The sequence below is a fragment of the Marimonas arenosa genome (genome assembly GCF_030848945.1).
Lineage (GTDB): Bacteria > Pseudomonadota > Alphaproteobacteria > Rhodobacterales > Rhodobacteraceae > Marimonas > Marimonas arenosa.
Map to the genome: position 1 here is coordinate 415,045 of NZ_JANHAX010000003.1, position 24,562 is coordinate 439,606.

Annotated in this window: 26 protein-coding genes and 1 tRNA gene; 8 read left to right on the forward strand and 19 right to left on the reverse strand. The window is 64.1% G+C overall.

The window, feature by feature from the left end; translation table 11 throughout:
- Nucleotides 1-10 precede the first annotated feature (10 nt).
- Together ykgO and NO357_RS12145 are read right to left on the reverse strand one after the other, a co-directional pair.
- Complete coding sequence (gene ykgO, locus NO357_RS12140; RefSeq protein ID WP_008562923.1) at nucleotides 11-136, reverse strand: type B 50S ribosomal protein L36; 126 nt, start codon at nucleotides 134-136, stop codon at nucleotides 11-13.
- Between the two features lie 84 nt (nucleotides 137-220).
- Nucleotides 221-295: transfer RNA gene (locus tag NO357_RS12145), tRNA-Val, on the reverse strand.
- 145 nt (nucleotides 296-440) lie between these two features.
- On the opposite strand from NO357_RS12145, the gene NO357_RS12150 reads away from it, so the two are divergent.
- Nucleotides 441-1,304 carry an N-formylglutamate amidohydrolase gene (locus NO357_RS12150; RefSeq protein WP_306735936.1) on the forward strand — a complete coding sequence of 288 codons (864 nt, stop codon included), beginning with the start codon at nucleotides 441-443 and terminating at the stop codon, nucleotides 1,302-1,304.
- 225 nt (nucleotides 1,305-1,529) lie between these two features.
- Here the strand turns inward: NO357_RS12150 and NO357_RS12155 are convergent, their stop codons facing one another.
- Both NO357_RS12155 and NO357_RS12160 read right to left on the reverse strand, forming a co-directional pair.
- A complete protein-coding gene (locus NO357_RS12155; RefSeq protein WP_306735937.1) occupies nucleotides 1,530-2,228 on the reverse strand; it encodes an RraA family protein in 699 nt (232 codons plus the stop codon).
- A gap of 135 nt (nucleotides 2,229-2,363) precedes the next feature.
- The gene (locus tag NO357_RS12160; RefSeq protein ID WP_306735938.1) at nucleotides 2,364-3,617 is read right to left on the reverse strand and encodes a DNA polymerase IV; all 1,254 of its coding nucleotides are present in this window, start codon (nucleotides 3,615-3,617) and stop codon (nucleotides 2,364-2,366) included.
- Between the two features lie 161 nt (nucleotides 3,618-3,778).
- Between NO357_RS12160 and NO357_RS12165 the strand changes: the two genes are divergently transcribed.
- Together NO357_RS12165 and NO357_RS12170 are read left to right on the forward strand one after the other, a co-directional pair.
- The gene (locus NO357_RS12165; RefSeq protein ID WP_306735939.1) at nucleotides 3,779-4,672 is read left to right on the forward strand and encodes an SPFH domain-containing protein; all 894 of its coding nucleotides are present in this window, start codon (nucleotides 3,779-3,781) and stop codon (nucleotides 4,670-4,672) included.
- Entirely contained in the window at nucleotides 4,672-4,965 is a 294-nt protein-coding gene (locus tag NO357_RS12170) for an NfeD family protein (protein WP_306735940.1), read from the forward strand. Before NO357_RS12165 ends, NO357_RS12170 begins: the two co-directional genes overlap by 1 nt.
- Nucleotides 4,966-5,101: 136 nt before the next feature.
- On the opposite strand, the gene NO357_RS12175 is transcribed toward NO357_RS12170, so the two are convergent.
- A complete protein-coding gene (locus NO357_RS12175; protein WP_306735941.1) occupies nucleotides 5,102-6,859 on the reverse strand; it encodes a calcium-binding protein in 1,758 nt (585 codons plus the stop codon).
- 223 nt (nucleotides 6,860-7,082) lie between these two features.
- Nucleotides 7,083-7,826: a hypothetical protein gene (locus NO357_RS12180; RefSeq protein ID WP_306735942.1), complete on the reverse strand. Its 744-nt coding sequence runs from the start codon at nucleotides 7,824-7,826 to the stop codon at nucleotides 7,083-7,085.
- A gap of 179 nt (nucleotides 7,827-8,005) precedes the next feature.
- On the opposite strand from NO357_RS12180, the gene NO357_RS12185 reads away from it, so the two are divergent.
- The gene (locus NO357_RS12185) at nucleotides 8,006-8,734 is read left to right on the forward strand and encodes a DUF5765 domain-containing protein (protein ID WP_306735943.1); all 729 of its coding nucleotides are present in this window, start codon (nucleotides 8,006-8,008) and stop codon (nucleotides 8,732-8,734) included.
- A 97-nt stretch (nucleotides 8,735-8,831) separates the two neighbouring features.
- Here the strand turns inward: NO357_RS12185 and pyrF are convergent, their stop codons facing one another.
- Nucleotides 8,832-9,545 (reverse strand): orotidine-5'-phosphate decarboxylase, encoded by a 714-nt coding sequence (gene pyrF / locus NO357_RS12190; protein ID WP_306735944.1) that lies wholly within the window; start codon nucleotides 9,543-9,545, stop codon nucleotides 8,832-8,834.
- A 57-nt stretch (nucleotides 9,546-9,602) separates the two neighbouring features.
- Nucleotides 9,603-9,878, reverse strand: coding sequence for a hypothetical protein (locus NO357_RS12195; RefSeq protein ID WP_306735945.1), 276 nt, complete (start codon nucleotides 9,876-9,878; stop codon nucleotides 9,603-9,605).
- Nucleotides 9,879-10,120: 242 nt separating this feature from the next.
- Between NO357_RS12195 and clpB the strand changes: the two genes are divergently transcribed.
- Nucleotides 10,121-12,739 carry an ATP-dependent chaperone ClpB gene (gene clpB, locus NO357_RS12200; protein ID WP_306735946.1) on the forward strand — a complete coding sequence of 873 codons (2,619 nt, stop codon included), beginning with the start codon at nucleotides 10,121-10,123 and terminating at the stop codon, nucleotides 12,737-12,739.
- Nucleotides 12,740-12,814: 75 nt separating this feature from the next.
- On the opposite strand, the gene NO357_RS12205 is transcribed toward clpB, so the two are convergent.
- Nucleotides 12,815-14,074 (reverse strand): calcium-binding protein, encoded by a 1,260-nt coding sequence (locus NO357_RS12205; RefSeq protein WP_306735947.1) that lies wholly within the window; start codon nucleotides 14,072-14,074, stop codon nucleotides 12,815-12,817.
- 337 nt (nucleotides 14,075-14,411) lie between these two features.
- A complete protein-coding gene (locus NO357_RS12210) occupies nucleotides 14,412-14,855 on the reverse strand; it encodes a DUF302 domain-containing protein (RefSeq protein WP_306735948.1) in 444 nt (147 codons plus the stop codon).
- A 103-nt stretch (nucleotides 14,856-14,958) separates the two neighbouring features.
- Between NO357_RS12210 and NO357_RS12215 the strand changes: the two genes are divergently transcribed.
- The gene (locus tag NO357_RS12215) at nucleotides 14,959-16,452 is read left to right on the forward strand and encodes an FMN-binding glutamate synthase family protein (RefSeq protein WP_306735949.1); all 1,494 of its coding nucleotides are present in this window, start codon (nucleotides 14,959-14,961) and stop codon (nucleotides 16,450-16,452) included.
- A gap of 27 nt (nucleotides 16,453-16,479) precedes the next feature.
- On the opposite strand, the gene NO357_RS12220 is transcribed toward NO357_RS12215, so the two are convergent.
- From NO357_RS12220 to ffh, 8 genes are all read right to left on the reverse strand, one after another.
- Nucleotides 16,480-17,259 (reverse strand): hypothetical protein, encoded by a 780-nt coding sequence (locus tag NO357_RS12220; protein WP_306735950.1) that lies wholly within the window; start codon nucleotides 17,257-17,259, stop codon nucleotides 16,480-16,482.
- Entirely contained in the window at nucleotides 17,259-17,762 is a 504-nt protein-coding gene (rimM, locus tag NO357_RS12225) for a ribosome maturation factor RimM (RefSeq protein ID WP_306735951.1), read from the reverse strand. Before rimM ends, NO357_RS12220 begins: the two co-directional genes overlap by 1 nt.
- 98 nt (nucleotides 17,763-17,860) lie before the next feature.
- Nucleotides 17,861-18,307: a 30S ribosomal protein S16 gene (gene rpsP, locus NO357_RS12230; protein ID WP_306735952.1), complete on the reverse strand. Its 447-nt coding sequence runs from the start codon at nucleotides 18,305-18,307 to the stop codon at nucleotides 17,861-17,863.
- 44 nt (nucleotides 18,308-18,351) lie between these two features.
- The gene (locus tag NO357_RS12235; protein WP_306735953.1) at nucleotides 18,352-18,648 is read right to left on the reverse strand and encodes a chorismate mutase; all 297 of its coding nucleotides are present in this window, start codon (nucleotides 18,646-18,648) and stop codon (nucleotides 18,352-18,354) included.
- Entirely contained in the window at nucleotides 18,641-19,267 is a 627-nt protein-coding gene (locus NO357_RS12240; RefSeq protein WP_376744381.1) for a GNAT family N-acetyltransferase, read from the reverse strand. Before NO357_RS12240 ends, NO357_RS12235 begins: the two co-directional genes overlap by 8 nt.
- Entirely contained in the window at nucleotides 19,267-19,818 is a 552-nt protein-coding gene (locus tag NO357_RS12245; RefSeq protein WP_306735955.1) for a GNAT family N-acetyltransferase, read from the reverse strand. Before NO357_RS12245 ends, NO357_RS12240 begins: the two co-directional genes overlap by 1 nt.
- Complete coding sequence (locus NO357_RS12250) at nucleotides 19,815-20,108, reverse strand: hypothetical protein (RefSeq protein WP_306735956.1); 294 nt, start codon at nucleotides 20,106-20,108, stop codon at nucleotides 19,815-19,817. The genes NO357_RS12245 and NO357_RS12250 overlap by 4 nt, the downstream gene beginning before the upstream one ends.
- A gap of 1 nt (nucleotide 20,109) precedes the next feature.
- Nucleotides 20,110-21,612, reverse strand: coding sequence for a signal recognition particle protein (gene ffh, locus NO357_RS12255; protein WP_306735957.1), 1,503 nt, complete (start codon nucleotides 21,610-21,612; stop codon nucleotides 20,110-20,112).
- 258 nt (nucleotides 21,613-21,870) lie between these two features.
- Here ffh and NO357_RS12260 point away from each other — a divergent pair, with 258 nt between their 5' ends.
- Nucleotides 21,871-23,154 (forward strand): hypothetical protein, encoded by a 1,284-nt coding sequence (locus NO357_RS12260; RefSeq protein ID WP_306735958.1) that lies wholly within the window; start codon nucleotides 21,871-21,873, stop codon nucleotides 23,152-23,154.
- A 120-nt stretch (nucleotides 23,155-23,274) separates the two neighbouring features.
- Nucleotides 23,275-24,051, forward strand: a complete 777-nt coding sequence (locus tag NO357_RS12265) for a glycosyltransferase family protein (RefSeq protein WP_306735959.1) — start codon at nucleotides 23,275-23,277, stop codon at nucleotides 24,049-24,051.
- Here NO357_RS12265 and NO357_RS12270 read toward each other — a convergent pair.
- Nucleotides 24,002-24,496, reverse strand: coding sequence for a hypothetical protein (locus tag NO357_RS12270; RefSeq protein ID WP_306735960.1), 495 nt, complete (start codon nucleotides 24,494-24,496; stop codon nucleotides 24,002-24,004). The genes NO357_RS12265 and NO357_RS12270 overlap by 50 nt on opposite strands.
- Nucleotides 24,497-24,562: the final 66 nt, after the last annotated feature.

The window sequence follows — 24,562 nt, forward strand, 5'->3', positions numbered from 1 at the left end:
TGCGTCAGGTTCAGCCTTGCCGGGCCTTGAACCGGCGCTGGGTCTTGTTGATCACGTAAACGCGGCCTTTGCGGCGCACGACGCGGCAATCGCGGTGCCGGTTCTTCAGCGAACGCAGCGAGTTCTTGACCTTCATCGGTCTCTCCTCATTTTCGCGGCGCTGGGCCATGCGCCTTCGGGTTTCGGGCGCCCCGCGTTGGATGCGAGGCCGTGAATTCCATGGTGGGCGGTACTGGGATCGAACCAGTGACCCCTACGATGTCAACGTAGTGCTCTACCGCTGAGCTAACCGCCCTATGGTCCGGTGGGACTGCACCCCAATAAACTGGGGCGCGGGAAAATCCGCGCCGGTCTGCGCGTCTATAAAAGGAGTCGGGACAGGGATCAAGGGCTTTTGAGCGCTGAAAAAACCGGGTAATCATGTCGCAACAGGAGACGCGATGCCCAAGGTTGCCTATGATCTGATCCACCCCGAGAAGCGCACCACCTCGGTGGTGTTCGCCTCGCCGCATTCGGGGCGGGATTATCCCTGGACCTTCCTGCGTTCGACCCGGCTCGATCGCCAGACAATCCGTTCGTCCGAAGATGCGTTTGTGGATCAACTATTTGATTTTGCACCCCAATTTGGAGCACCTTTCCTGCGGGCCGGGGCGCCGCGCTGTTTCGTCGACCTCAACCGCGGGCCTGATGAGCTCGACCCGGCGCTGATCGAGGGGGTGGCCAAGCAGGGCCATAACCCGCGCATTGCCAGCGGGTTGGGCGTGATCCCGCGGGTGGTGTCGGGCGGGCGGCCGATCTATCGCGGTAAGCTGGCCTATGCAGAGGCGAGACGGCGGATCGATACCTATTGGAAACCCTATCACCAGATGCTTGAACTTCAGCTGAACCAGGCGCACGCCCTGTTCGGCGAAGCGATTCTGGTCGATTGCCATTCGATGCCACACGAGGCGCTGGACGTGATTGCGCGCGGCGTGAAAAAGCGTCCCGAGGTGGTGATCGGCGATCGTTTCGGCGCGGCGGCCTCGACCGAAGTGGTTGAAAGAATTGAAGCTTCTTTTGCGTCCGCCGGGCTGACCGTGGTCCGCAATTCGCCTTTTGCCGGTGCCTATATCGTGCAGACCTACGGCCGCCCGGCGCAGAATCGCCACGCGGTGCAGATCGAGGTCGACCGCTCGCTCTATATGAACGAGACGATGGTGCGACCCAACGGAAACTTCAATGCTTTCAGGCGCTTGATGCGCCAGGTCGTGGCCGAGATCGCCGAGATCGGCCGCGCCCAGGAGCTGCCGCTGGCGGCGGAGTGATCGGTCCCCGGCTAAAGCTTTGTCAAGTCAGAGTCCCACAGGGTTAACGGCGCTCGAGTTCAGAAAACCCGGTGTATGGCAGCCCGGCTGGCAGCCTGGCTGGCACCCCGTCTGGCGTGCGGTGGGGTAAGGTTAGGATAGGGGATGGGTTAAGGGGCCGCGCGGCTGGTTTTTGGATGTCTCTTCAGCGGGACGAAGCTGTCGTGGCATAAGTTGAGAAATTTCTCAGTCCTTCCGAACGGTGTTGTCGCTTGCCAGATACTCCTCCACCCAATTGGGCACCTTCAATCCTTGAGCCACTTCGGCGTCCAATGACGTCTCCAGTTCAGAGATATGCGCCAGCTTTTGGATAACCTCGTCTATTCGCTCGAAGGGAACGGTAACCACTCCATCTCGGTCGGCGACAATCATGTCGCCCGTTTCGATCTCCTGACCGCCGATCTGTATCGGAAAGCCCACCGATCCGGGACCCGACATGTGCGGAGATGCAGGCGTAAGACCTGCGCACCAAACCGGTAATCCGACTGGCACGATGCCTTCATAGTCCCGAACCGGGCCATCTGTGACAAAACCCGCCGCGCCATTGTTTTTCATCATGCCGACAAGGCGATCCCCCGCAGCGGCGCAACCGGTATGGGCTGCAAACGCCGATACGACCACGTCGCCGGGTTTGATGAATTTCAGGGACGCGAATGTTGCAAGTACATCCGCAGCGCCGCAGTCGGCAGTCAAAGCGGGCCCTGCGGCGACGCAATGCAGATCCCGTCCGCCTCCAATCGGCTGGATGCTGGACGACAGAGCGCCTCCTCCGAGAAGAGCGTCCACAACAAATCCCGTTGGAATCCCCTGAAAGGCGGAAATCTGCGCATCGGTCGGCCGTCGAAACGCGGACCTTATCGTCAGCGTCGGTAGGGCTTCAATCATCGTATGTCTCTATCCCTGTGTTCAGATGGGAAATGCTGCAACAATTCCCCATCTACAGCAATACAACCCAGTTTCCGTTGTGCGAAATCATGAGCATCGCGTCTGCTAAGGGCTCAAACCGGCCTTTCTGAAAACTTATCTCAGTGCCCGCCCCTTCAATATCGCCCCCTCGCCGAATTTCGCCCTGATGGCGTCGGTGGCGCGTTCGGCGCCGCTGCGTTTGGCGGCTTGCGGGTCGAGCAGGTCGGTCGAGCGGTCGGCCTGCGCCTCGGCGACGAGATGCGAGATGCCGACGCCAATGAGGCGGTAGGGGCCCTGGTCGCCCGCCGCGTCATAGAGGGCGCGGGCGGTGCGGTAGATGGTGTCGGCCATCTGGGTCGCGTCGTGCAGGGTCACGCGGCGGGTCAGCAATGCGTGGTTGGCGCGCTTGAGCTTGAGCGTCACCACCCTGCCAGCCATCCCGCGGGCCTTGGCCCGGTCGGAGACGTTTTCGGCCAGCCGCCAGATATGGCCGTCGAGCAGGTCGGGGTCGGCGGTGTCCTCGAAAAACGTGGTCTCGTTCGAAATCGACTTCACCGGCGCGTTGGCCGAGACGCGGCGGTGATCTTCGCCCCGCGCGAGATGGTAGAGCCGGTCGCCCATCGCGCCGAAGCGGGCATGGAGGTCTTCGCGCTCCCACCTGAGCAGGTCGGAAAAGCGGTGGATGCCGGCTTTTTCTAGCTGCGCCTGCGTGGCCTGACCCACGCCCCAGATCAGGCGCACCGGTTTGTCTTGCAGGAAGGCGGCGGTTTCCGCCTGGCCGATCACCGAAAAGCCGCGCGGCTTGTCGAGGTCGGAGGCGATTTTCGCCAGGAACTTGTTGTGCGAAAGGCCGATGGAGCCGGTGAGGCCGAGATCGTCCTTCATGCGCTTGACCAGCCGCGCGAGCATCACCGCGGGAGGATGGCCGTGCAGGCGCCTTGTGCCCGAGAGATCCATGAAGGCTTCGTCGAGCGACAGCGGTTCGACGTCGGGGGTCAACTCGTCCATCAGGGCGCGGATCTGTTTCGAGACCTCGGCGTAAACTTTCATCCGCGGGCGGATGACCACCGCGTCGGGGCAGAGTTTCAGCGCCTGGAACATCGGCATGGCGGATTTCACGCCGCGGATGCGGGCGATATAGCAGGCGGTGGAGACGACGCCGCGCTTGCCGCCACCGATGATCACCGGCTTGTCCGCCAGGTCGGGATTGTCGCGTTTTTCCACGCTGGCATAGAAGGCATCGCAATCCATGTGGGCGATCGAGAGGCTGAACAGCTCGGGGTGGGCGGTCACGCGCGGGGACCCGCAGGCCGGGCAGCGGCGGCCGTCATCGAAGGTTTCAAGACAGGTGCGGCACAGGGCGGGCATGGCCGGCAGCCTACATGTTCGCCGCTTGTTCTGCCAGAAAAATGGGCCGTCGCGGGCGTGGCGCAAATGCCATGAAACGGCGCGCTTCGCGGCTTTTTTCTTCCAAATTGCCGATGCACACCCAATATGAAGGGCAGTTTCGTCTTGAAAGGTAGTTGGATATGAACCCGGATCAGATTGTGAACGAGGTTTCGAACAGTTCGGTCATTTTGCTGCTGCTGGCAGCGTTTATCATCATTTCGATCTTCCTCGGCGTGCGGATCGTACCGCAGTCCGAAAAGCACGTGGTCGAGCGCTTCGGGCGGTTGAAATCCGTATTGGGGCCGGGGATCAACTTCATCGTGCCCTTCCTCGACCGGGTGCGACACAAGATTTCCATTCTCGAACGCCAGCTGCCCAATGCCAGCCAGGACGCGATCACCGCCGACAACGTGCTGGTGCAGGTCGAAACCAGCGTGTTCTACCGCATTCTGGAACCGGAAAAGACGGTGTACCGGATCCGAGACGTGGATGCGGCGATTGCCACCACGGTAGCGGGGATCGTGCGGGCCGAGATCGGCAAGATGGAGCTTGACGAGGTGCAGTCGAACCGGTCCCAGCTGATCACTCATATCAAGGCCAGCGTCGAGGACGCGGTCGACAATTGGGGGATCGAGGTGACGCGGGCCGAGATTCTCGATGTGAACCTCGACCAGGCGACGCGGGATGCGATGTTGCAGCAGCTGAACGCCGAACGGGAACGCCGCGCCGCGGTGACCCGGGCGGAAGGGGAGAAGCGGGCGATCGAACTGAATGCCGATGCCGAGCTTTACGCGGCCGAACAGGTGGCCAAGGCGCGGCGCATCCAGGCCGATGCCGAGGCCTATGCCACCGGCGTGGTGGCGCAGGCGATCAAGGACAACGGGCTCGAAGCGGCGCAATACCAGGTGGCGCTGAAGCAGGTCGAGGCGCTGACCAAGGTTGGCGAAGGCCAGGGTAACCAGACGGTTCTGCTGCCGGCCAACGTGCTGGAGGCTTTTGGTGATGCCTTCAACATGCTGAAGGGGGCGAAGTGATGGATTACCTTGATACCTGGTGGGTGTGGGTGGCCGGCGGTCTGGTTCTGGCCATCCTGGAGCTGTTCGCGCCGGGCTTCATCTTCGTCGGCTTCGCGGTGGGCGCCGTGGTGGTCGGCCTGCTGCTGGCGCTGGGCGGGCAGCAGATTGCCGCCCTGCTGACCGGATCGCTGTCGATGAAGCTACTGGTCTTTGCGCTGGCCTCGCTGGTGGCCTGGCTGGTGCTGCGCCGCATCGAGGGCGAGCGCAAAGGCCAGAAGAAGGTCTGGACCCGGGACATCAACGAAGACTGAACGGAGGGGCGGGCCGCCCGCCCGGGACGCCGCGCCCGGGATGGCGCCGCGCGGATGTTGTGTGCCTTGGTCCTGGAGCGGCCCGGCGCGGACCCCTCAGGGGGCGTGTCCCCCGGGAGGCCCGTGGACATGTGCCTCAGACGAAGGCGGTGTCGTCGATCACGATGTCGCTCATCTCGATATCGGCCCAGTAGGCGGTGACGGTGCCCACGACCGTGCCGGTTGTGGAATCGGTCAGGATGACCAACGTGTGGTCACCGCCCGACAACGACGCCAGTTCCACGTCGATCCCGCTCTGGATCACGATCCGGTCGCCTTCGGCGGCATCGAAATTGTGGATCTCGTCATTGCCGTTGTCGCTGGCGGTGAACAGGAAGGTGTCGGCCCCGGCGCCGCCATCGAGGTTGTCGTTGCCCTCGCCGCCCATCAGCGTGTCATTGCCGTCCTGGCCGCGCAGGCTGTCGTCACCGGCCTCGCCGTAGAGCATGTCGTCATCCTCGGCGCCGTAGAGCGAGTCGTCGCCGATCTGGCCGTAAAGCGTGTCATTGTTGAAGCCGCCATGCAGGTAATCGGCGCCGAGGCCGCCGATGAGAAGATCGTCGCCATCTTCGCCGTAAAGCGTATCGAGGCCGTCGCCGCCGTTGAGCGTATCCGCACCGGTGCCGCCGTAGAGCCGGTCGTTGTTGGCACCACCGAACAGCTTGTCGAGGCCTTCCTGGCCATAGAGCGTGTCGTCGCCGGCATGGCCGAACAGCTTGTCGAAGCCGACCCCGCCGCCGAGCTTGTCGTCGCCCAGTCCGCCGCGGACGGTGTCGTTGCCGTCGCCCCCCCAAAGCTCGTCATTGCCGGAGTTGCCGGTGAGTTCGTCGTTGCCCTCGTCGCCGTAAAGGGAGTCGTTGCCGATGCCGCCATACAGCTTGTCGTTGCCTTCGCCGGCATAGAGCCGGTCGTGGCCGAGCTGACCGAACATCCGGTCATGACCATTGCCTCCGGCCAGCGTATCGGTGCCGTTGCCGCCGCGCAGCACGTCATTGCCGTAGTCGCCATAGACCCGGTCGGCCCCTCCGCCGCCATCGAGCGTGTCGTTTTCATTGCCGCCGTAGAGCGAGTCGGCGCCGCTGCCGCCGATCAGCTTGTCCTCGGCGTCGCCGCCCGAAAGCACGTCGTCGCCGGCTTCGCCGTAGAGCGTGTCGCGGCCATTGCCGCCCGAGAGATGGTCATGGCCAAGCTCTCCATGCAGCACGTCGTGACCGTCGCCGCCATTGACATGGTCGGCCCCGGCACCGGCCTTGATCGTGTCATCGCCGCCGGCGCCGTTGCCGGTATCGTCGCCGGCCCCGAGCAGCAGCGTGTCGTCGAGGATCTCGCCGTTCACACGGTTGTTGGTCTCGGTGCCGAAATAGTAGGACAACCCGCCGGTCATGACCCAAGTCAGCCAGTGCGCGAGGTCGGTCACCGTGGCATTGGCATTGCCGTCCTCGTTGTAGATCCGGCCATCAACGATTTCGAAACCGAGATGGTAGATGCCGTCGAACACGGTGTTGACCAGCTGTTCGTATTCCAGCGTGGTCGAGCCGCCATCATTCTGGACGAGGTGATAGCCGGTTTCCATGTAGCCCTCGTCATCGCCGTGAAGGGCCACGAATTCGTCGTAATAGTTGTCGCGGATATACTGGTTGATGACGTAGATATCCTCGACCTGGATCAACCCATCGTCGAACAGGCCGTGCGTCTCGATCGCTTCGAGGATCATTTGGTTGATCGCGTCGGCGGCCTGGGTGCCGCCGATGATGTCGGCCTCGGAGATGTGATCGACGAGGTCGGCATCTGCCCAGATCATGTCGATGATGTCGTCGAGATGTGTGCCGGTCGTGCCTTGGGTCGGGTTGGGCATATCGCTGTCCTTCTAGCTGTCCTTCAGGTTGTAAGCCGTGGGTGTCGCGCACGCCCATCCACGCCATTGCTTTGACGGCATTATGGCGAGACCGGGGCGAATTGCGGCTGCGGGCAAAGAACCGCCTGTGAACCGGCAGAAGCTTGCGAAAGAGACCGGGATTACCGGCGCTTATCTGCCCAACACCGCCGGGTTGGCGGCGTGGGGGATCAACGGCCGCGAGTCAGTCCCGGCCGTGCAGGAAGGTGAGGGTGCGGGCCATGGCCTCGCCCTTGACCAGCCAGGCGATGCCGAAGGCCCAGACGGCGACGGATTCCGCCCAGAAGGTGAAGTGCCAGGCCGCGTCCCAACTGCGGCCGATGTCGCGCAGCAGGAGTTTGAAGACGAACAGGCCCGCCACCATCGCCACGATGGTCCAGCCGCAGGCACGGTAAAGGCGGTTGCGGCGCAGCTTGTGGCGGCCGGGCGACGCCCGGTCGGTCTTGGTGAAGAGCTTGAGGCACATCACCGCCAGCGCGGTGAGAAACAACCCGGCGGAACCGAAATGCAGGGCGCTTTGCAGCATGTCGCTGGATATCAGGCCGTCGAGCAGGGAGAGCGGGCGATAGCAAGCCTCGGGGCCGCAGAAGGTGGGGATCAACGCGACGCCCAGCGCAGTGACCCCAGCCGTGGTCGAGACCCGCCAGTCGGTGAGCAGATCGCCGCGTTCGGGGTCGTGGCCGTAGTAGTTGATCAGGAAGACGCCGATACCGGTCAGGGTGAGCACGAAGACCTCGCGCATCGGGGTGAAAAAGAACTCGGAGATCGAGTCCTGCATGGCGACGCCGAACAGCGCGACGCCGGCGAGCAGCAGGATCGGTAGGCCGACGCCGATCAGGCCGATCGACCGGCGCAGGCGGTTCATCGCTTCTTCGTGGTGACTGGCGGTGCGCTCCAGCTGGCGCCGAGACATCTCTTGCGGTTTCATCAATGAGGCCTCCTCGCCCATAGGGTGCGCTTTCTGGATCGGCCTGGCAAGTGACAGGGATCTGGCCGACGTGGGCTGCCGATGGCGCCCAAACAAAAACACCTGTCTGATCGATTGCGTCATTGACCGATGAGAACGCGCCTTACAGAATTGACGGAACAATATGGGGAACGAGCAAGATGTGCTGGAGCGAAGGCGCCTCGGTCGCGATGGTTGGCATTGGCGCTGCCGCAACCGTGATCACGACCCGGCGGGGCGAACCCTCGGCGATTCCGATAACCCTCGGGTTCTTCACATTGATGGAGGCCTTGCAGGTTGCCGGCTACTGGGTGGTCGATGAATGCAGCCTGCCGGTGAACCAGTCGGTCACGGTGCTGTCCTACATACACATCGCGTTGCAGCCGATCTTCATCAACGCCTTTGCCATGGCCGTGGCGCCGGCTGTCGTGCCTCCGGCGACGAGGCGGCTGGTCTATGCGGCCGCAGGGCTTGCCACGATCCTGATCCTGATGCGTCTGGTGCCGTTCGATTGGGCCGGTCGATGCAGGCCCGGCGACATACTCTGTGGTCCGGCCTTTTGCACGTTTTCGGGCAACTGGCACATCGCTTGGGAGATGCAGCTCAACGATATGTGGGGATCGCTGGGAGAGGTGTTCCGGGACTATTTTCCCTTCCCGGCTTATGTTTTGTCGGTATTTGTGTTGCCACTTTTCTATGGCGCGTGGCGTCTGGTAATTTTCCACGCGATGCTTGGTCCGATGCTTGCGACGGTGCTGACGGACAATCCCAACGAAATACCGGCGGTGTGGTGTCTGTTCTCGATCGGGCTGGTTCTGGGCGGGCTCAGCCCGCTCGTGCGCCGACATGTCTTCGGCGCGGGTCGGTCCGTTGCCGACGCGAAACCTTAGGGCTTCATGGCGGACGCGACATTATACCGGATACCGGGCAGGAGAGCTTGCCGGAGTGGCGGCGGCAAATGCCGATGGGCGAGTGTGAACGAGAGGCCTACGGCAGGTCCTGGATCACGGCGCGGGCGGCGGCGGCAGGGTCTGGAGCCTGCCAGATCGGGCGGCCGACGACGATGTGGTCGGCACCGTCGCGGATGGCCCGACCCGGCGTGGCGATACGCTTCTGGTCGCCGCGGTCGGCCCCGGCGGGGCGGACGCCGGGGGTGACGATCAGCCGGCCGGCGGCAGCGGGCAGGGCGCGGATCAGCGCGGCCTCCTGCGGCGAGGCGATCACCCCGTCGGCGCCGGCCTCAAAGGCGCGCTCGGCACGTTCGACCACCATGTCGGCCATTGCTCCGGGCTTCATCATGCCATTGTCGAGGTCGTCTCGGTCAAGCGAGGTCAGGATGGTGACGGCGAGGATCTTGAGGTCCTTGCCCGAGGCGCCCTGCTTGGCGGCGCGGACCACGTGCGGGTCGCCATGGACGGTGAGGAAATCGAGGTCGAACTGCGCCACGCCGTGCACCGCCTTTTCCACGGTCGCGCCGATATCAAAGAACTTCATGTCGAGGAAGATTCGCTTGCCCCTCTCGTCCTTGAGTTCGCGCGCCAGGGCCAGCCCGCCGGTGGTCAGCATGCCGAGCCCGATCTTGTAGAAGCTGACCGTATCGCCGAGCTTTTCGGCAAGCGCCAGGCCTTCGAGCGCGTTCGGCACATCGAGGGCGACGATCAGGCGGTCATCGGGACTGGCGGGCTGAGGGGAAGCGGGCATGGGCGGCACTCCGGGTACTCTGGCGTGCCGCCCTTGTCGGGGGAAAACCCCCCGACGTCAAGCCGCGAGCGGGGGCAGCTCGGGCTGAACGGGTCGGGCTGCGGTCAGCGGCCGGAGCCAGGCGCGCAGCCCATGTTTACCCGCGCGATGCGCGGCAAGCGCGCGCTCGGTCAGACCGCGGGCGACGAGGCGGTATTCGGCATGGACCGGGGCCGCGACGAAGGCGGGATAGCGGAAGCTGTGGCGGCCGTCATGGACGGTGACCAGTGCCTCGAACCCGGCACGTTCCGGGTTGAAGCGGATCTCGGAAATTCTCAGTTTGTCTGCGGTCATCGGTTCTCGCTCCTTTACTGCTCTGTGCGCTTCGCCGCGCTTCGGGAAAACCTGTGGATAACTTAGAAATCGACTATGACAGTTTGTAGGGCGGTCACGGAAAATTGTGACCATGTGCGAAAATCCGCACATGGCTGCTTGAAGGGCCAGGTTTTCGTCCCCATTTCAAATTTGAGATTCCCGACGGACGCATGCCTCTGAGAGGGTGCGCGACATGGGAAAGCTTGACAAAGGAGAGAGACATGAACTTGGAGAAGTTCACCGAACGATCGCGCGGTTTCATTCAGGCTGCACAGACGATCGCGATGCGGGAAGATCACCAGCGGCTTCTTCCCGAACACCTTCTGAAAGCATTGATGGACGATGACCAGGGGCTGGCGAGCAACCTGATCAAGCGCGCCGGTGGTGCACCCGAGCGCGTGGCCGAGGCGGTGGATCTTGCGCTCGGCAAGATCGCCAAGGTGTCGGGTGATGCTGGCCAGGTTTACATGGACGGCGCCTTCGTCAAGGTTGTCGACGAGGCCGAGAAACTGGCCAAAAAGGCCGGCGATAGCTACGTGCCGGTCGAGCGCCTTCTGATGGCGCTATGCATGGTCAAGTCGAAGGCCAAGGAGGCGTTGGATGCCGGCGCGGTCAACGCGCAGGCGCTGAATGCCGCGATCAATGACATCCGCAAAGGCCGCACTGCCGACACCGCGAGTGCCGAGGAAGGCTACGACGCGCTGAAGAAATACGCGCGCGACCTGACCGAAGCCGCCAGCGAAGGCAAGATCGACCCGATCATCGGACGCGACGAGGAAATCCGCCGCTCGATGCAGGTGCTGTCCCGCCGGACCAAGAACAACCCGGTGCTGATCGGTGAACCCGGTGTCGGTAAGACCGCGATCGCCGAGGGTATGGCGTTGCGCATCATCAACGGCGACGTGCCGGAATCGCTGAAGAACAAGAAGCTGCTGGCGCTCGACATGGGCGCGTTGATTGCCGGTGCGAAGTATCGCGGCGAGTTCGAGGAGCGGCTGAAGGCGGTTCTCAACGAGGTGACGAACGCGGCCGGTGAGGTCCTCCTGTTCATCGACGAGATGCACACGCTGGTGGGCGCCGGCAAGACCGATGGCGCGATGGACGCGGCCAACCTGATCAAACCGGCGCTGGCGCGCGGCGAACTGCACTGCATCGGCGCGACCACGCTGGACGAATACCGCAAATATGTCGAGAAGGACGCCGCCCTGGCGCGGCGGTTCCAGCCGGTGATGATCGAGGAGCCGACGGTCGAGGATACCGTCAGTATCCTGCGCGGCATCAAGGAGAAATATGAGCTGCACCACGGGGTGCGGATCTCGGACTCGGCGCTGGTGGCGGCGGCGACGCTGTCGCATCGCTATATCACCGACCGGTTCCTGCCGGACAAGGCGATCGACCTTGTCGACGAAGCCGCGTCGCGGCTGCGCATGGAGGTCGACAGCAAGCCCGAAGAGCTCGACCAGCTCGACCGCAACATCCTGCAGATGCAGATCGAAGTCGAAGCGCTGAAGCTGGAAGACGATCAGGCGTCGAAAGACCGGCTGGAGAAACTCGAGAAGGAACTGGCCGAGTTGCAGGAGAAGTCCGCCGAGATGACCGCCAAGTGGCAGGCCGAGCGTGACAAGCTCGCGTCGGCCCGGGACATCAAGGAGCAACTCGATCGGGCTCGTGCGGAACTCGACATCGCCAAGCGCGAAGGCAATCTGGCGAAGGCCGGTGAGCTCAGCTATGGCGTCATTCCGGGGCTGGAAAAGCAGCTCGGCGAAGCCGAAAAGGCGGAAGACCAGGGCATGATGGTGGAAGAGGCCGTGCGCCCCGACCAGATCGCCGCTGTGGTCGAGCGCTGGACCGGGATCCCCGCCGGCAAGATGCTGGAAGGCGAGCGCGAGAAGCTGCTCGGCATGGAGGAGAACCTGCACCGCCGGGTGATCGGCCAGGATGCGGCGGTGACCGCGGTGGCCAACGCCGTGCGCCGGGCACGTGCCGGTCTCAACGACGAGGGTCGGCCGCTGGGGTCTTTCCTCTTCCTCGGGCCCACGGGTGTCGGCAAGACCGAGCTGACCAAGGCCGTGGCCGAGTTCCTGTTTGATGACGACAACGCCATGGTGCGCATCGACATGTCGGAGTTCATGGAGAAGCATTCGGTGGCCCGGCTGATCGGGGCGCCTCCGGGCTATGTCGGCTATGACGAGGGCGGCGTGTTGACCGAGGCCGTGCGTCGGCGCCCGTATCAGGTGGTGCTGTTCGACGAGGTCGAGAAGGCGCACCCGGAAGTGTTCAACGTGCTGCTGCAGGTGCTCGATGACGGCGTGCTGACCGACGGTCAGGGCCGCACGGTCGACTTCAAGCAGACGCTGATCGTGCTGACCTCGAACCTCGGGAGCCAGGCTCTGAGTCAACTGCCCGAGGGGGCGGATGCTGGCCAGGCGCGGCGTGATGTGATGGACGCGGTACGGGCGCATTTCCGGCCGGAGTTCCTCAACCGTCTCGATGACATGATCGTGTTCGACCGGCTGAGCCGTGGCGACATGGACGGTATCGTCGAGATCCAGCTGCGCCGTCTGGCCAAGCGCCTGGCGGGTCGCAAGATCACGCTGGAGCTGGACGACGCGGCCAAGACCTGGCTGGCCGACGAAGGCTATGACCCGGTCTATGGCGCGCGGCCGCTGAAGCGGGTGATCCAGCGCGCGCTGCAGGATCCGCTGGCCGAAGCGATCCTGGCGGGCGACATCCTGGACGGTGCGACCGTGCCGGTGAGCGCCGGTGCCGAGGGTCTGATCATCGGTGACCGGGTGGGCGCCAGCAACCGGCCCAAACCGGACGATGCCGTGGTGCACTGAGCCGGGACTGTCTGAAAGATAACGGCCCACCGGAGCGATCCGGCGGGCCGTTTTTTTGTTGCGGTTGGTCGCCGATCAGGCGAGCAGGAAATCGCTGCCGTTGATGTCGGTGACCGACACGTTCTGAAGCGTCGCGATGAGAGTGCCGTCGACGGTGATGTCAACGCCGGTGCCATTTTGCACCGCACCCACGACAATCCCTGTGCCATAGGCCGTGAGGTCGATCACATCGACGCCGTCTTCGAAATCGGTAACCGTGTCGTGGCCGCCGCCGGGGGCAAAGATGAAGGTATCGGCCGCCGCGCCGCCGGTAAGCTCGTCGTTGCCGGTGCCGCCTGACAGATAGTCGCGGCCGTCGCCACCCGAGAGCGTATCGTTGCCATCCTCGCCATAGAGCCGGTCATGCCCGCCGTCGCCTGCAAGCAGGTCGTTGTCGGCCCCGCCGAACAACAGATCGCTGTGCGACCCGCCTTCGAGCGTGTCGTCGCCGGTCCCGCCGACGAGGCGGTCGTTGTTGGCGCCACCCAGAAGCAGGTCGTTGCCGGCGTCGCCATAGAGCTGGTCGTTCTGGGCGTCGCCGGAGAGCGTATCGTTGCCTTCGCCGCCTGAGAGTCGGTCGCGGCCGTCGCCGCCTGAGAGCGTGTCGTCCCCGGCCTCGCCATAGAGCCGGTCGTTGTCGGCTTCGCCCGAAAGAAGGTCGCCGTCATTGCCGCCCAGAAGCAGGTCCTGGCCATCGCCGCCCGAGAGCGTGTCGCGGCCGTCGCCGCCAAGCAGGGTATCGTCACCCAGCCCACCCGTGAGGGTGTCGCGGCCGCTGCCGCCCTCAAGCCGGTCGGCGTCGTTGCCGCCGTCGAGACGGTCGTGGCCGCCTTCCCCCAGGAGCAGGTCGGCGCCGCCGCCACCGAGGAGAATGTCGTTGTGGCTGCCGCCTGCCAGCGTGTCGCTGCCATCGCCGCCGTCGAGCAGATCGTTGTTGGCGCCGCCGTCGAGCTGGTCGTCGCCGGTCCCGCCGAAGAGCTGGTCGTTGCCATCGCCGCCGGACAGGGTGTCGGCGCCGTCTTCGCCGTAGATCCGGTCGCGCCCCGCTTCGCCATTCACGATATCATCGCCCGCACCAGCGTAGATCCGGTCGCCGTCGGCACCGCCGAGGATCAGGTCATGGCCGCCATCGCCGAACAGGGTGTCGTTGCCCGGGCCGCCCTCGATCGTGTCATCGCCGTCAGCGCCGGAAAAGATGTCGGCGCCTTCGAGCAAAACCGCCCAGTCCGCGGCGCTGGTGCCAGAAAGCTTGTCGTCGAGCGGTGTCCCGAGGATCGTCGGCCCAAGTGCAATCATGTATTCGCGTCCTTCAACATTCTCAAATTGTCGCGGCACGAAGGCCCGCCTGCACGGCGGGCCGCCCATCGGCAGTGCCGGTATCGACTAGGGTAAACTGGGTAGCACGGGGCCCGGGCCGCCCCAAGAAATGTGGCGGAAATTGGACATATTCACGGATTTTGCCCGTTTCGGAAAACATATTCGTGCATGTCCGCGAAACAGTTCCGCGGTGCGCCGTACATTGTCCATTTCAGCCAAGGGACCGGCCGGATTTCGCCGAGAATCACGGTCCCGCCATGGGCACAAGAGCGCATGGCGCCGGTCGGGCCGCCCGGGCGGCTCTTGGCAGTGGTCTTCAGTTCAAGCCGATCGCCGCCCTGGCAATGCCGTCGAGCAGGTCTTCGACGGCCTGCATGGCGCCGTCGGGATAGTCGCGGAAACCGATCGTCACCTTGTCGTCGCCGGGTCTTTGGATGACGAAGATGTCATAGGGGCAGAATACCACGTTCATCGGATCCGCCTCCATGACCCGTCGCGAGATCGCGGCCGAGCAGAAGGAATAGGTGTCGGCATGGGCGAAGATGGTCACGTCGGAGCCGACATCGGCCTTGGTGCGTTCCAGCATATCGCCGACATGGCTGACAGAATCGACCACCAGCCCGGCATCGACGATGGCGTTCTCCAGTCCGAAGACCACGTCCTCGAAGCTTTCGTCGGTGGTGTAGGTGATCACGTCGGTCTGGGCCTGGGCCACGGTGGCAAAGAAAGCCGTCGCGGCCGCCAGTGCGAATTGTTTCATGATGTCTCCTCCCGAAAGCTGACGGAGCGGTGACTTGTCCCGTCCGCCGATCCGCCGCAAAGTGCAGCAAAGAGAAGAATATCGCGTCGGGAGGGAATGGGCCATGGGTTTTGCGATGAACGCACTCAACATTCTGGTCACTCTGTTCGTGCTGGTGATCGGTCTGACCGTATTGGCTGTGCTGGCACTGTTCGTGGCCGACCGGCTGCAGCGCAAGGACGCGATCCGGCGCAATTACCCGGTGATCGGGCGGTTCCGGCGCTTGTTTACGGCGCTGGGCGAGTTCTTCCGCCAGTATTTCTTTGCCATGGATCGCGAGGAAATGCCGTTCAACCGGGCCCAGCGCGATTGGGTCGAGCGGGCGGCCGAAGGCATGGACAATACGGTGGCGTTCGGTTCGACCCGCAATCTGGGCGTGCCCGGGACGCCGATTTTCATGAACGCGGCCTTTCCGCCGCTGGCCGAGCAATATGCCGTGACCGAGCCGATGGTGATCGGGCCGGGAGCGGCGATTCCCTACAAGGCGAAGTCGATCTTCAACATCTCGGGTATGAGCTATGGGGCGCTGTCACGCCCGGCGGTACGGGCGTTGAGCCGGGGCGCGGCCAAGGCGGGGATCTGGATGAACACCGGTGAGGGCGGGCTGTCGCCGTTTCACCTTGAGGGGGGGTGCGATATTGTTTTTCAGATCGGCACGGCCAAGTATGGCGTGCGCGACGCCGCCGGCCGACTGAGCGACGACAAGCTGCGCGCGGTGTCTGACAATCCGCATGTGAAGATGTTCGAACTGAAGCTGGCGCAGGGCGCCAAACCCGGAAAGGGTGGCATCCTGCCGGGTGAGAAGGTGAGCGCGGAGATTGCCGAGATCAGGGGCATTGCCGAAGGGCAGCCTTCGATTTCACCGAACCGCCATGCCGAGATCGATGACTGGGGCGATCTGCTGGACATGATCGGCCATATCCGGGCGGTCACCGGCAGGCCGGTGGGGTTCAAGACCGTACTGGGCTCGTCCGACCCGTGGGACGCGTTCTTTGCCCTGATCGAAGAGCGCGGTCCCGAAAGCGCGCCGGATTTCATCACCATCGACGGCGGCGAGGGCGGCACGGGGGCGGCACCGATGCCGCTGATGGACCTGGTCGGCATGCCGATCCGCGAGGCGCTGCCTCGGATCGTCGATCTGCGCGACCGGCACGGGTTGAAAGACCGGATTCGCATCGTCGCCAGCGGCAAGCTGGTCAATCCCGGCGATGTCGCCTGGGCGATCTGCTCCGGGGCCGATTTCGTGACCTCGGCCCGGGGCTTCATGTTCAGCCTTGGCTGCATCCAGGCGCTGAAATGCAACCGCAACACCTGCCCGACCGGGATCACCACCCATGATCCGAGGCTGCAAAGGGGGCTGGTGGTTGAGGAGAAAGAGCATCGTGTGGCGGATTACGCCAAGTCGATCATCAAGGAGGTCGAGACCATCGCCCATTCGGTTGGCGTGGCCGAGCCGCGGCAGATGCGGCGGCGGCATGTGCGGATCGTGCAGGATGACGGCCGCTCGATCCCGATGAACCGGCTGTTTCCGAGTCAGGACGGGCTGGCGGGGACATAACGGCCTTCGATGCGGCCTGGTCTGGGCTCAGAGCGTGTCGAGATAGGCTTGTTTCGCCGCGGCGCGGTCGGCGCTGTCAGGATGCGTGCGATTGAGGTCCAGCAGATGATCGAGTGCCTCTTGTGCCAGGCGGGTGTTGGCCGGGGGCAGCGGTGTGAGCCCGGCGCACACCGCGTCGTCGAGGCCGGCGAGGCGCAGCAGTGGCGCGGCCGGGCCGAGGCGGTCTGCGGCGCAGTCTTCCAGCGCGAAACTCTCCAGTGAAGCCGGGGCGATGGCCCGCCGTATGGCCGCCAGGACGGGGTTGAAATCGGCGGCCCGAGTATATTGGTCGCGGAAGGCGGCGAGTGACATTGTTTGCGACGAGGATTTCACCTGTTCCCAGTAGGCGCTTTCGAGCCAGGCGTCGGGCGCACGCGTGGAATAAACGACGCGGAGGTCGTGGTCGGGAAAGCGACGGCGCAGGGCGCGGGTCAGTTCGCCCATCAGGGGAACGGCGCCGCGGTAGTCAGGGATGCCGCCGCGGCCGGGCAGATGGCCGGAGAGTTCCTCGGAACACATGATCAGGCCACGATGTCTGAGCGGCGGCAGTTCGGCCACGAAGGCCTCGGCCCGGTGGGTGAACTTGGCAAGGCTCAAGGGGTCGCGATAGGCGGACCAGGCCCGTGCGGCATGCAGAAGCGGCTTCAATTTCCACGGCAGTGCCAGGACGACGCGTTCTTTCAGGAGGCCGCGGTTTTCGCGCAGGGTTTGTTGCACGCTGGTCGTACCGGTTTTGTGGAAACCGGCGTGGACCAGGATTTGCGTCATCAGAACAGGCCGTCGGGGGGGTCGGCGACGATACGCCCCGCGGCGAGATCTACGGTGGGCACCGCCTCGTGCGTGAAAGGCAGCAGCACGGTGGACTTGAGGTTCGGCCCGTGGATTTCCAGCAGGTCGCCGGCGCCGTGGTTCTGCACCGATTTCACCCGGCCGAGCTCGGTGCCGCCGGTGTCGACGACGACAAGGCCGATCAGGTCGGCGTGGTAGAATTCGTCGTCAGGCAGCGAGGGCAGCTTGTCACGCGAGACGTAGAGCCTGAGCCCGCGCAAATCGTCGGCCTGTTCTTTTGTGGAAATGCCTGACAACCGGGCGGCAAAGCCGTTGTTGATCGGGCGGGTGATCGTGACCGTGAAGGATTGTGTACCGTCCTCGCTGGTCAGCGGGGAATAGTCGGCGATCGCCTGCGGATCGGCAGTAAAGCTTTTCAGCCGAACCTCGCCGCGGACACCGTAGGCGCCTGCAATCGCGCCGACGCAGATGCGATCAGGCATGGGTTTTGCCCCAATCATTGTGTGTGACCCGGTCCGGCCAGGGTTCGGTCCGGGGAGTGTGCCCTGCCTGCGGTGGGGCCGCAGGCAGGGTGCGCCGATTACTCGGTGGTCTCTTCGGCAGCAGTTTCTTCAGCCGGCGCGCCCTCGGCGGGGGCTTCCGCAGCCGGGGCCTCCTCTTCGGCTGGCGCAGCGGCGGCTTCAGCCGCTTCCGCGGCTTTGGTGGCCTTGGCTTCGGCGCGCTCCTGCGCGGCTTTGCCCGGGGTACCCTTCTTGGGATTGTTGCGCTCTTTCTTTTCGAGCACGCCGGCGGCCTCGAGCATCCGGGAGACGCGGTCGGTGGTCTGTGCGCCCTGGCCGAGCCAGTACTGCACGCGCTCCATGTCCATCTTGACGCGCTCTTCGCTGTCTTTCGGCAGCAGCGGGTTGTAGGTGCCCAGCTTTTCGATGAAGCGGCCATCGCGCGGCATGCGCGAGTCGGCTGCGACGATGCGGTAGAAGGGACGTTTTTTCGAGCCGCCGCGGGCGAGCCGGATTTTCATTGCCATTGTTCGTGTCTCCTTTGAATGGCGGGTTTGGCGGGTGACCCGCCTTACGATTGGTGTTGTTTGTGATGCTGAATGACTTCAGCGATGATGAAATTGAGGAACTTCTTGGCGAATTCGGGGTCGAGATCGGCCTCGTTCGCCAAAGCTTCGAGCCGGGCGATCTGCTGCGCTTCGCGCGCGGGATCGGACGGCGGAAGATCGTGTTCGGCCTTGAGCTTGCCCACGGCCTGGGTGTGCTTGAACCGTTCGCCCAGCGTATAGACCAGGATCGCGTCGAGCCGGTCGATGCTCAGGCGGTGGTCTTTCAGGAGCGCGGCTGCGCGGGTGACGGCGTCAGTCAATGGCCCATCCTTTCGGCTTGAAGAGTGGGTCGGCGTAGTGCGCGATTTCCATTTCGATGCCATGTTCGAGTTGGGTACCCTTGAGGGCTTCTGGCGAGGGATGGCGATAGACCGCATCCGAACCGTCGATGGTCGCAGCGTCCGGGTCTTTCTTGGCGCCGAGACGTTCGGCAAGGCGGATCGAGTCGAGGTTTTTCGGGTCGATATAGCTGACCGCCCCCTCCCAGCCCTGACTGTAATAGAAGTAGTTGCGCGCGGCGTGGGTCGCCTCGAGCGCATAGCCATGTCCGCCCTTGTCGGGCCAGATGATCCAGGCGATCTCGCGCTCCGGCCATTTTGCCGGCATCCAGCCGCCGGTCATGCCGACGGTTTCGCCGGTGTCTTTCAGGTGGATCATCCACATGCCGTAGCCGCGGATATTCCAGTGGCCGATCTCGGCGGCATAGAGCATCCACGCTTCGTAGGAATTCAAGGGCCCGCCCATGAAGCGCGAGCGATAGGAGGAAAACGTCGCCTTGAAATCAGGGTAATCCTCGGCCTCGGGCCCGCGCAGGATCAGGCGCCGGGTCTCTAGCGTGGGGATGTTCTCGGTGTGGATCGAGAAACTGCCGGTATCCATCATGCGTAGGCTTCCATTCCACCATTTACGATTTCGGAGGGTTCAAGGTGCCGCCAAATTTCGATCGGCCCGTATTCCGGGTCGTCGTAGACCTGCTCGAACCGCGCGCCCAGCCGGCGGGCGACGGCCTTGGACGGGTCGTTTCCGGGAGCGATCTGCGAAATGGCCGTGTCCCAGCCCAGCACGTCATAGGCGTGGGCGCGGGCGGCCAAGGCGGCCTCGGTGGCATAGCCCTTGCCCTGGCCGTGTGGCATCAGGGTCCAGCCGATTTCGCGTTCGAACCAGCCATGCGGGAACCACAGGCCGACCCGACCCTGATAGGTGCGGGTGTCCTTGTCCTCGAGCGCCCAGAAGCCATAGCCGCGCAGTGCCCAGTGGCCGAGGAACAGGGCCAGCATCCGCCAGGTGCGGTGCTTGGGCTGCGGCCCGCCGACGAATTGCGAGGCCTCGCTGGCGTAGAATTCGCGCTCGTACTCGAAATCGCTTTCCTGCGGCGCGCGCAGGATCAGCCGGGCGGTTTCGAGCGTGGGGATGGTGAGCGAGAGGGTCATGCGGTTCCTCCGCGCGGGAGGTGGCGGTAGACGAGGACCGGTTCGTCGAATTCGGCGGCGGTCTTGTCGTCGCGCCACGCGCCTTGGCGGCTCGGCGGCTTGTCTTGCATGAAACGTGCGCGGCCGGACATCAGGATTTCACGATAGTCAGCGAAGTCTTCGAGAACGGGTGCATGGAGAGCGAGGCGCTCGGCCACAAGCTGCGGCAGAGACGCACGCAGGATCGCGGCGAATTCCGCTGTGTTGCCCTCGATCGGCAATTCGTGGGGATATGCGGCTCGGGGCGACACGTTACTTCTTCTTCCCGAACCCGCTGAGACCCGGGGGCAGCGCCATGCCGCCGCCGCCCAAGCCGGGCAACCCGCCGCCCTTGCCGAGCTGCTTGGCGGCCTGTTCCAGCGCTTGCTGGTCCATGCCTTCGGCCATGTCCTTGGGCAGTCCGCCCTTGCCGAACATGCCCTTCATGGCCTGTTTCAGCATGCCGCCTTTGCCCATGCGGCCCATCTTTTTCATCATGTCGCCCATCTGGCGCTGCATCTTCAGAAGCTTGTTGAGATCGCTGACCTCGAGCCCGGCGCCCTTGGCGATGCGTTTCTTGCGGCTGGCCTGAAGGATCTGGGGATTGGCGCGTTCGATCTTGGTCATCGAATTGATCAGCGCGATCTGTTGTTTCAGGATGCTGTCGTCAAATCCGGCCTGTTCGACCTGTTTGGCCATTTTGCCCATACCGGGCATCATGCCCATCACGCCTTCCATGCCGCCCATCTTCATCATCTGTTCGAGCTGCATCTTCAGATCGTTCATGTTGAAGCGGCCCTTCTGGAAGCGCTTCATCATGCGTTCGGCCTGTTCGGCCTCGATGGTTTCCTGGGCCTTTTCCACCAAGCTGACGATATCGCCCATGCCGAGGATACGGCCGGCGATGCGCTCGGGCTCGAAGGTTTCCAGTGCGTCCATCTTTTCGCCAAGGCCGACAAAGCGGATCGGCTTGCCGGTCACCGCGCGCATCGACAGCGCGGCACCGCCGCGGCCGTCGCCGTCCATCCGGGTGAGCACGACTCCGGAAATGCCGATCTTGTCGTCGAACTCTTGTGCCACTTCGACGGCGACCTGGCCGGTGAGGCCGTCGACCACCAGAAGGGTTTCACGCGGTTCTGTCACGTTGCGGACGTCTTCGACCTCCTGCATCAGCACTTCGTCGATATGCAGGCGGCCGGCGGTGTCGAGCATGTAGACGTCGTAACCGCCCAAGGCCGCCTGCTGCTTGGCGCGTTTGGCGATGTCGACGGGTTTCTGGCCGGGCACGATGGGCAGGGTATCGACGCCGATCTGCTGGCCGAGGATGGCAAGCTGATCCATCGCGGCGGGGCGATAAACGTCGAGCGATGCCATCAGCACTTTCTTGCCTTCGCGGTCCTTCAGACGCTTGGCGAGCTTGCCGGTGGTGGTGGTCTTGCCGCCGCCCTGCAGGCCGACCATCAGGATCGGCGCGGGCGGGTTATCGACCTTGAGCTTGCCGGGGTCTTCGTCGCCGGTGAGCGTGTCGACCAAGGCGTCGTGGACGATCTTGACGACCTGCTGGCCGGGGGTGATGGACTTGGTGACGGCCTGGCCGGTGGCCTGCTCCTGCACCCGCTTGACGAAATCGCGGGCGACGGGGAGCGACACGTCGGCTTCCAAAAGTGCGACACGGACCTCGCGCAGGGCAGTCTTGACATCGTCCTCGGAGAGCGCGCCCTGTTTCGTCAGTCGGTCGAAGACGCCGGACAGGCGCTCGGACAGGTTTTCAAACATTGCGGCCTCCTTGACCGGTTGTCGTTTGCCTGACCCTCATGTGGGGGCCAGACGGCGAATGCACAAATGCCCCCACGGGCGCAACGCGCTGGTGGGGGGCGATCCCGGGACAAGGCCCAAGGGACCGGAAGCCTGTGAACTTCCGGAGATTTACCGGGGATGTAGGCCTGTAGCGCAGGCGAGTCAAGCGTGAGGGTTTGACCCGCGCGACAGGGCCGCTAGGGTCGGCGCGTGTCGTGATTGCCGGAGGCAAGTTTCTTGGAAGCGCTTCTTATTCTTTTTGCGCCGCTGCTCGAGATCCTGATGGTGCCGGTCGTGGCGGTAGCCGGCGCGGTGTTCAGTTTCGTCGGCGAGGTGCTGATCGCGCTGTTTGGATTGTTGTTCGAATTGCTTGGTCGAAAGCGGCGGAAAAAACTTCGGTCGGCGGATGAGGCGGGTGCGGGACCGGCCCCGGCGCGCAAACCGCTGATTCCGCGCAAGCTGGTACATTGGAGCGCGGGGATTGTGTTTGCGATCGGGCTTGCAGGGATCGCGGCGAGCTATCTTTTCTTCGATCCGATCCTGCGCTGGGGGCTGAACCGGGCCGAGGCCAAGTCGGGTGTGGAGATCACCTATGAGCGCAGTGCCGGGAACCTTCTGACGGGCGAACTGGCGCTGGACGGCATCCGGATGCGGCGGCAGGCGGGTGCGGGTCTGGAATTCGATGTGACGGCGGAACGGGTGGCGCTGGACGTGGTGTTGACCAGCCTTTTGGCTGAGCCGCGGATCGAACAGGCCGAGGTGGTAGGCGTGCGTGGTTTCGTGACCCCACCCGAGCGGAACGGCAAGACGCCGGACAAACGCAGATCGAAGCGGCGGGCGTTCATTGCCGATGCCATCAGGGTCGAGGATGTCGCACTTGAGGTGCGGCCAAGGGGCACGGCGACCTATCCCTTTGTCGTCACCCGGGCCGAAGTGGTGCCGTTCCGCAGCGAAACGGCGCTTTTCGATCTGCTGTTCCGCTCTAACATGCAGGCCCAAGTGGCCGGTCAGAGTCTGTCGGTGGAAACCCGGGCGATCACCGATTACGGGCGCGAGACCTTCTGGCGGTTCGAGGCGGTCGAGGCCGACAAGCTGAAGCTGCTGGTGCCGAGGGCGCCGCTGACCTGGCTGAACGGCGGTACGGTCTCGGCGCGCGTCGATGACCGCTGGAGTCTTGAGGAGGACTGGATCGAGATGGACTGGCGGCTGGCCTTCGAGGGGCTTGAGGTGACAGCACCGGCGGGAGCCGGGCTGCGGGAGACGGCGCTGGCCAAGGGGTTCGGCAAGATCGTGGCGGCCAAGGGCGGCGATGCGGAGTTCCATTACCGGCTGAACCTTGATCAGAAGCAGATCGCGGTGGCGCGGTCAGGGGATTTGTCAGGGTTCTGGGACATCGTGGCGGACCAGTTGATCGGGCGAGCGACGACCGACGAGGCGAAGGACGCGGCCGGACAGTCCGATGGCAAGGTCAAAGGCGCGCTGGAAAGGATGAAGGGGCTGTTGCGGCGCGGCGAGGAATGACGGGTGGAGGCCGTACACGCGCGTCGGGGAGGACGGCGCTTTACCCGCGGCCGCCGGCCGACCGTTGAGGCGGACATGCGGGGCCTGTTCGGCGCGCCGGGCGCACGCTAGGCTGAGGTCATGGAGAAGGGTGTGATCTATGTCGCGACCGGAGCAGGCTATCGCGCGTTGGCCGAGGCCTCGGCGCGGTCACTGAACGCGGTGCAGCCGGAGCTTGCGGTGGATCTGTTCACCGATGACCCGGAGGACGTGCAGGACGGGCTTTTCGACAGGGTGCATCGGATTGCCGATCCGCATCCGCGCTCGAAACTTGATTGCATGGCGCAGACCCGGTTCGCACGCACGCTCTACCTTGACTGCGATACGCTGGTGCTGGCGCCGCTGGGCGATCTGTTCGACGTGCTGGAGCGGTTCGAGATGGCGCTGGCGCATGACATGCGGCGCGACACGGCACTGATCCGCGAGGGGCTGGAGGCGGAAACGCCTTATGCTTTTCCGCAGATGAATTCGGGCGTGGTGCTATACCGGCGATCGGACCGTGTGACCGGCTTTCTGCTGGACTGGGCAAGGCGGTTTGCCGAGGCGCAGGTGGACCGCGATCAGGTGATCCTGAAGGACATGCTGTGGCGTTCGGACCTGAGGTTCTACGTGCTGCCGCCCGAGTTCAACCTGCGCCGGGTGACGATGCTGGATGCCTGGGAGCCGGGCGATGTGCGCCCCACCATCCTGCATTCGCACCGGCTGAAGGACCACTTGGAGGGGCGCGGCGCGCAGATTGCCGATCTGGACGCGTTGATCGAGGCCGAGCGCGCGGCGCTGGAGGCGGAATGGCGCGGGGCGGGGCGGCTCAGGCGGTATCCGAAAGCTCCGTCTCCGAAACGCCCAACCAGGCGTTGATCGCCTGGGCGACACCGCGATGGTCGCCGACATTGGAATAGGCTTGGGTGAGCGGGATGTCGCCTTCGACCCCGCCCTTCTCGACGACCAGGGCGACGCGGTAGAGCGTGCCGCTGTCGCCGCTTGTGGTCTGGACCACGGCGCGCCGGATCTCGGACAGGTCATAGCGGGTGGCTGTCTGTCGGAAGACGTTCTTGCGGCGGATCTCGGCCCAGCCTTCGGGGCGGTAGAAGACCAGTTGCACGCGGCGGACGAAGATGACGAAGAAGATCGGGGCGAGCAGCAAGCCGCCCGCGAGAAAGCCCAGTCCCATCCATTCGCCGTCGGCAATAAGGAAAACGCCTACGCCGGAAAAGACCAGGATGAAGCCGATGATCATGAAGCCGAAGAGCCACGGATTGTCTTCGGCGATCAGTGTGTGGTCGGTGTTCTTCTTGACTTTCATGGCGACAGAATACGCGTGTCCCGCGCCAGTATAAATTGCGTTTTTCCACGCTGTCGGCGAAAATGT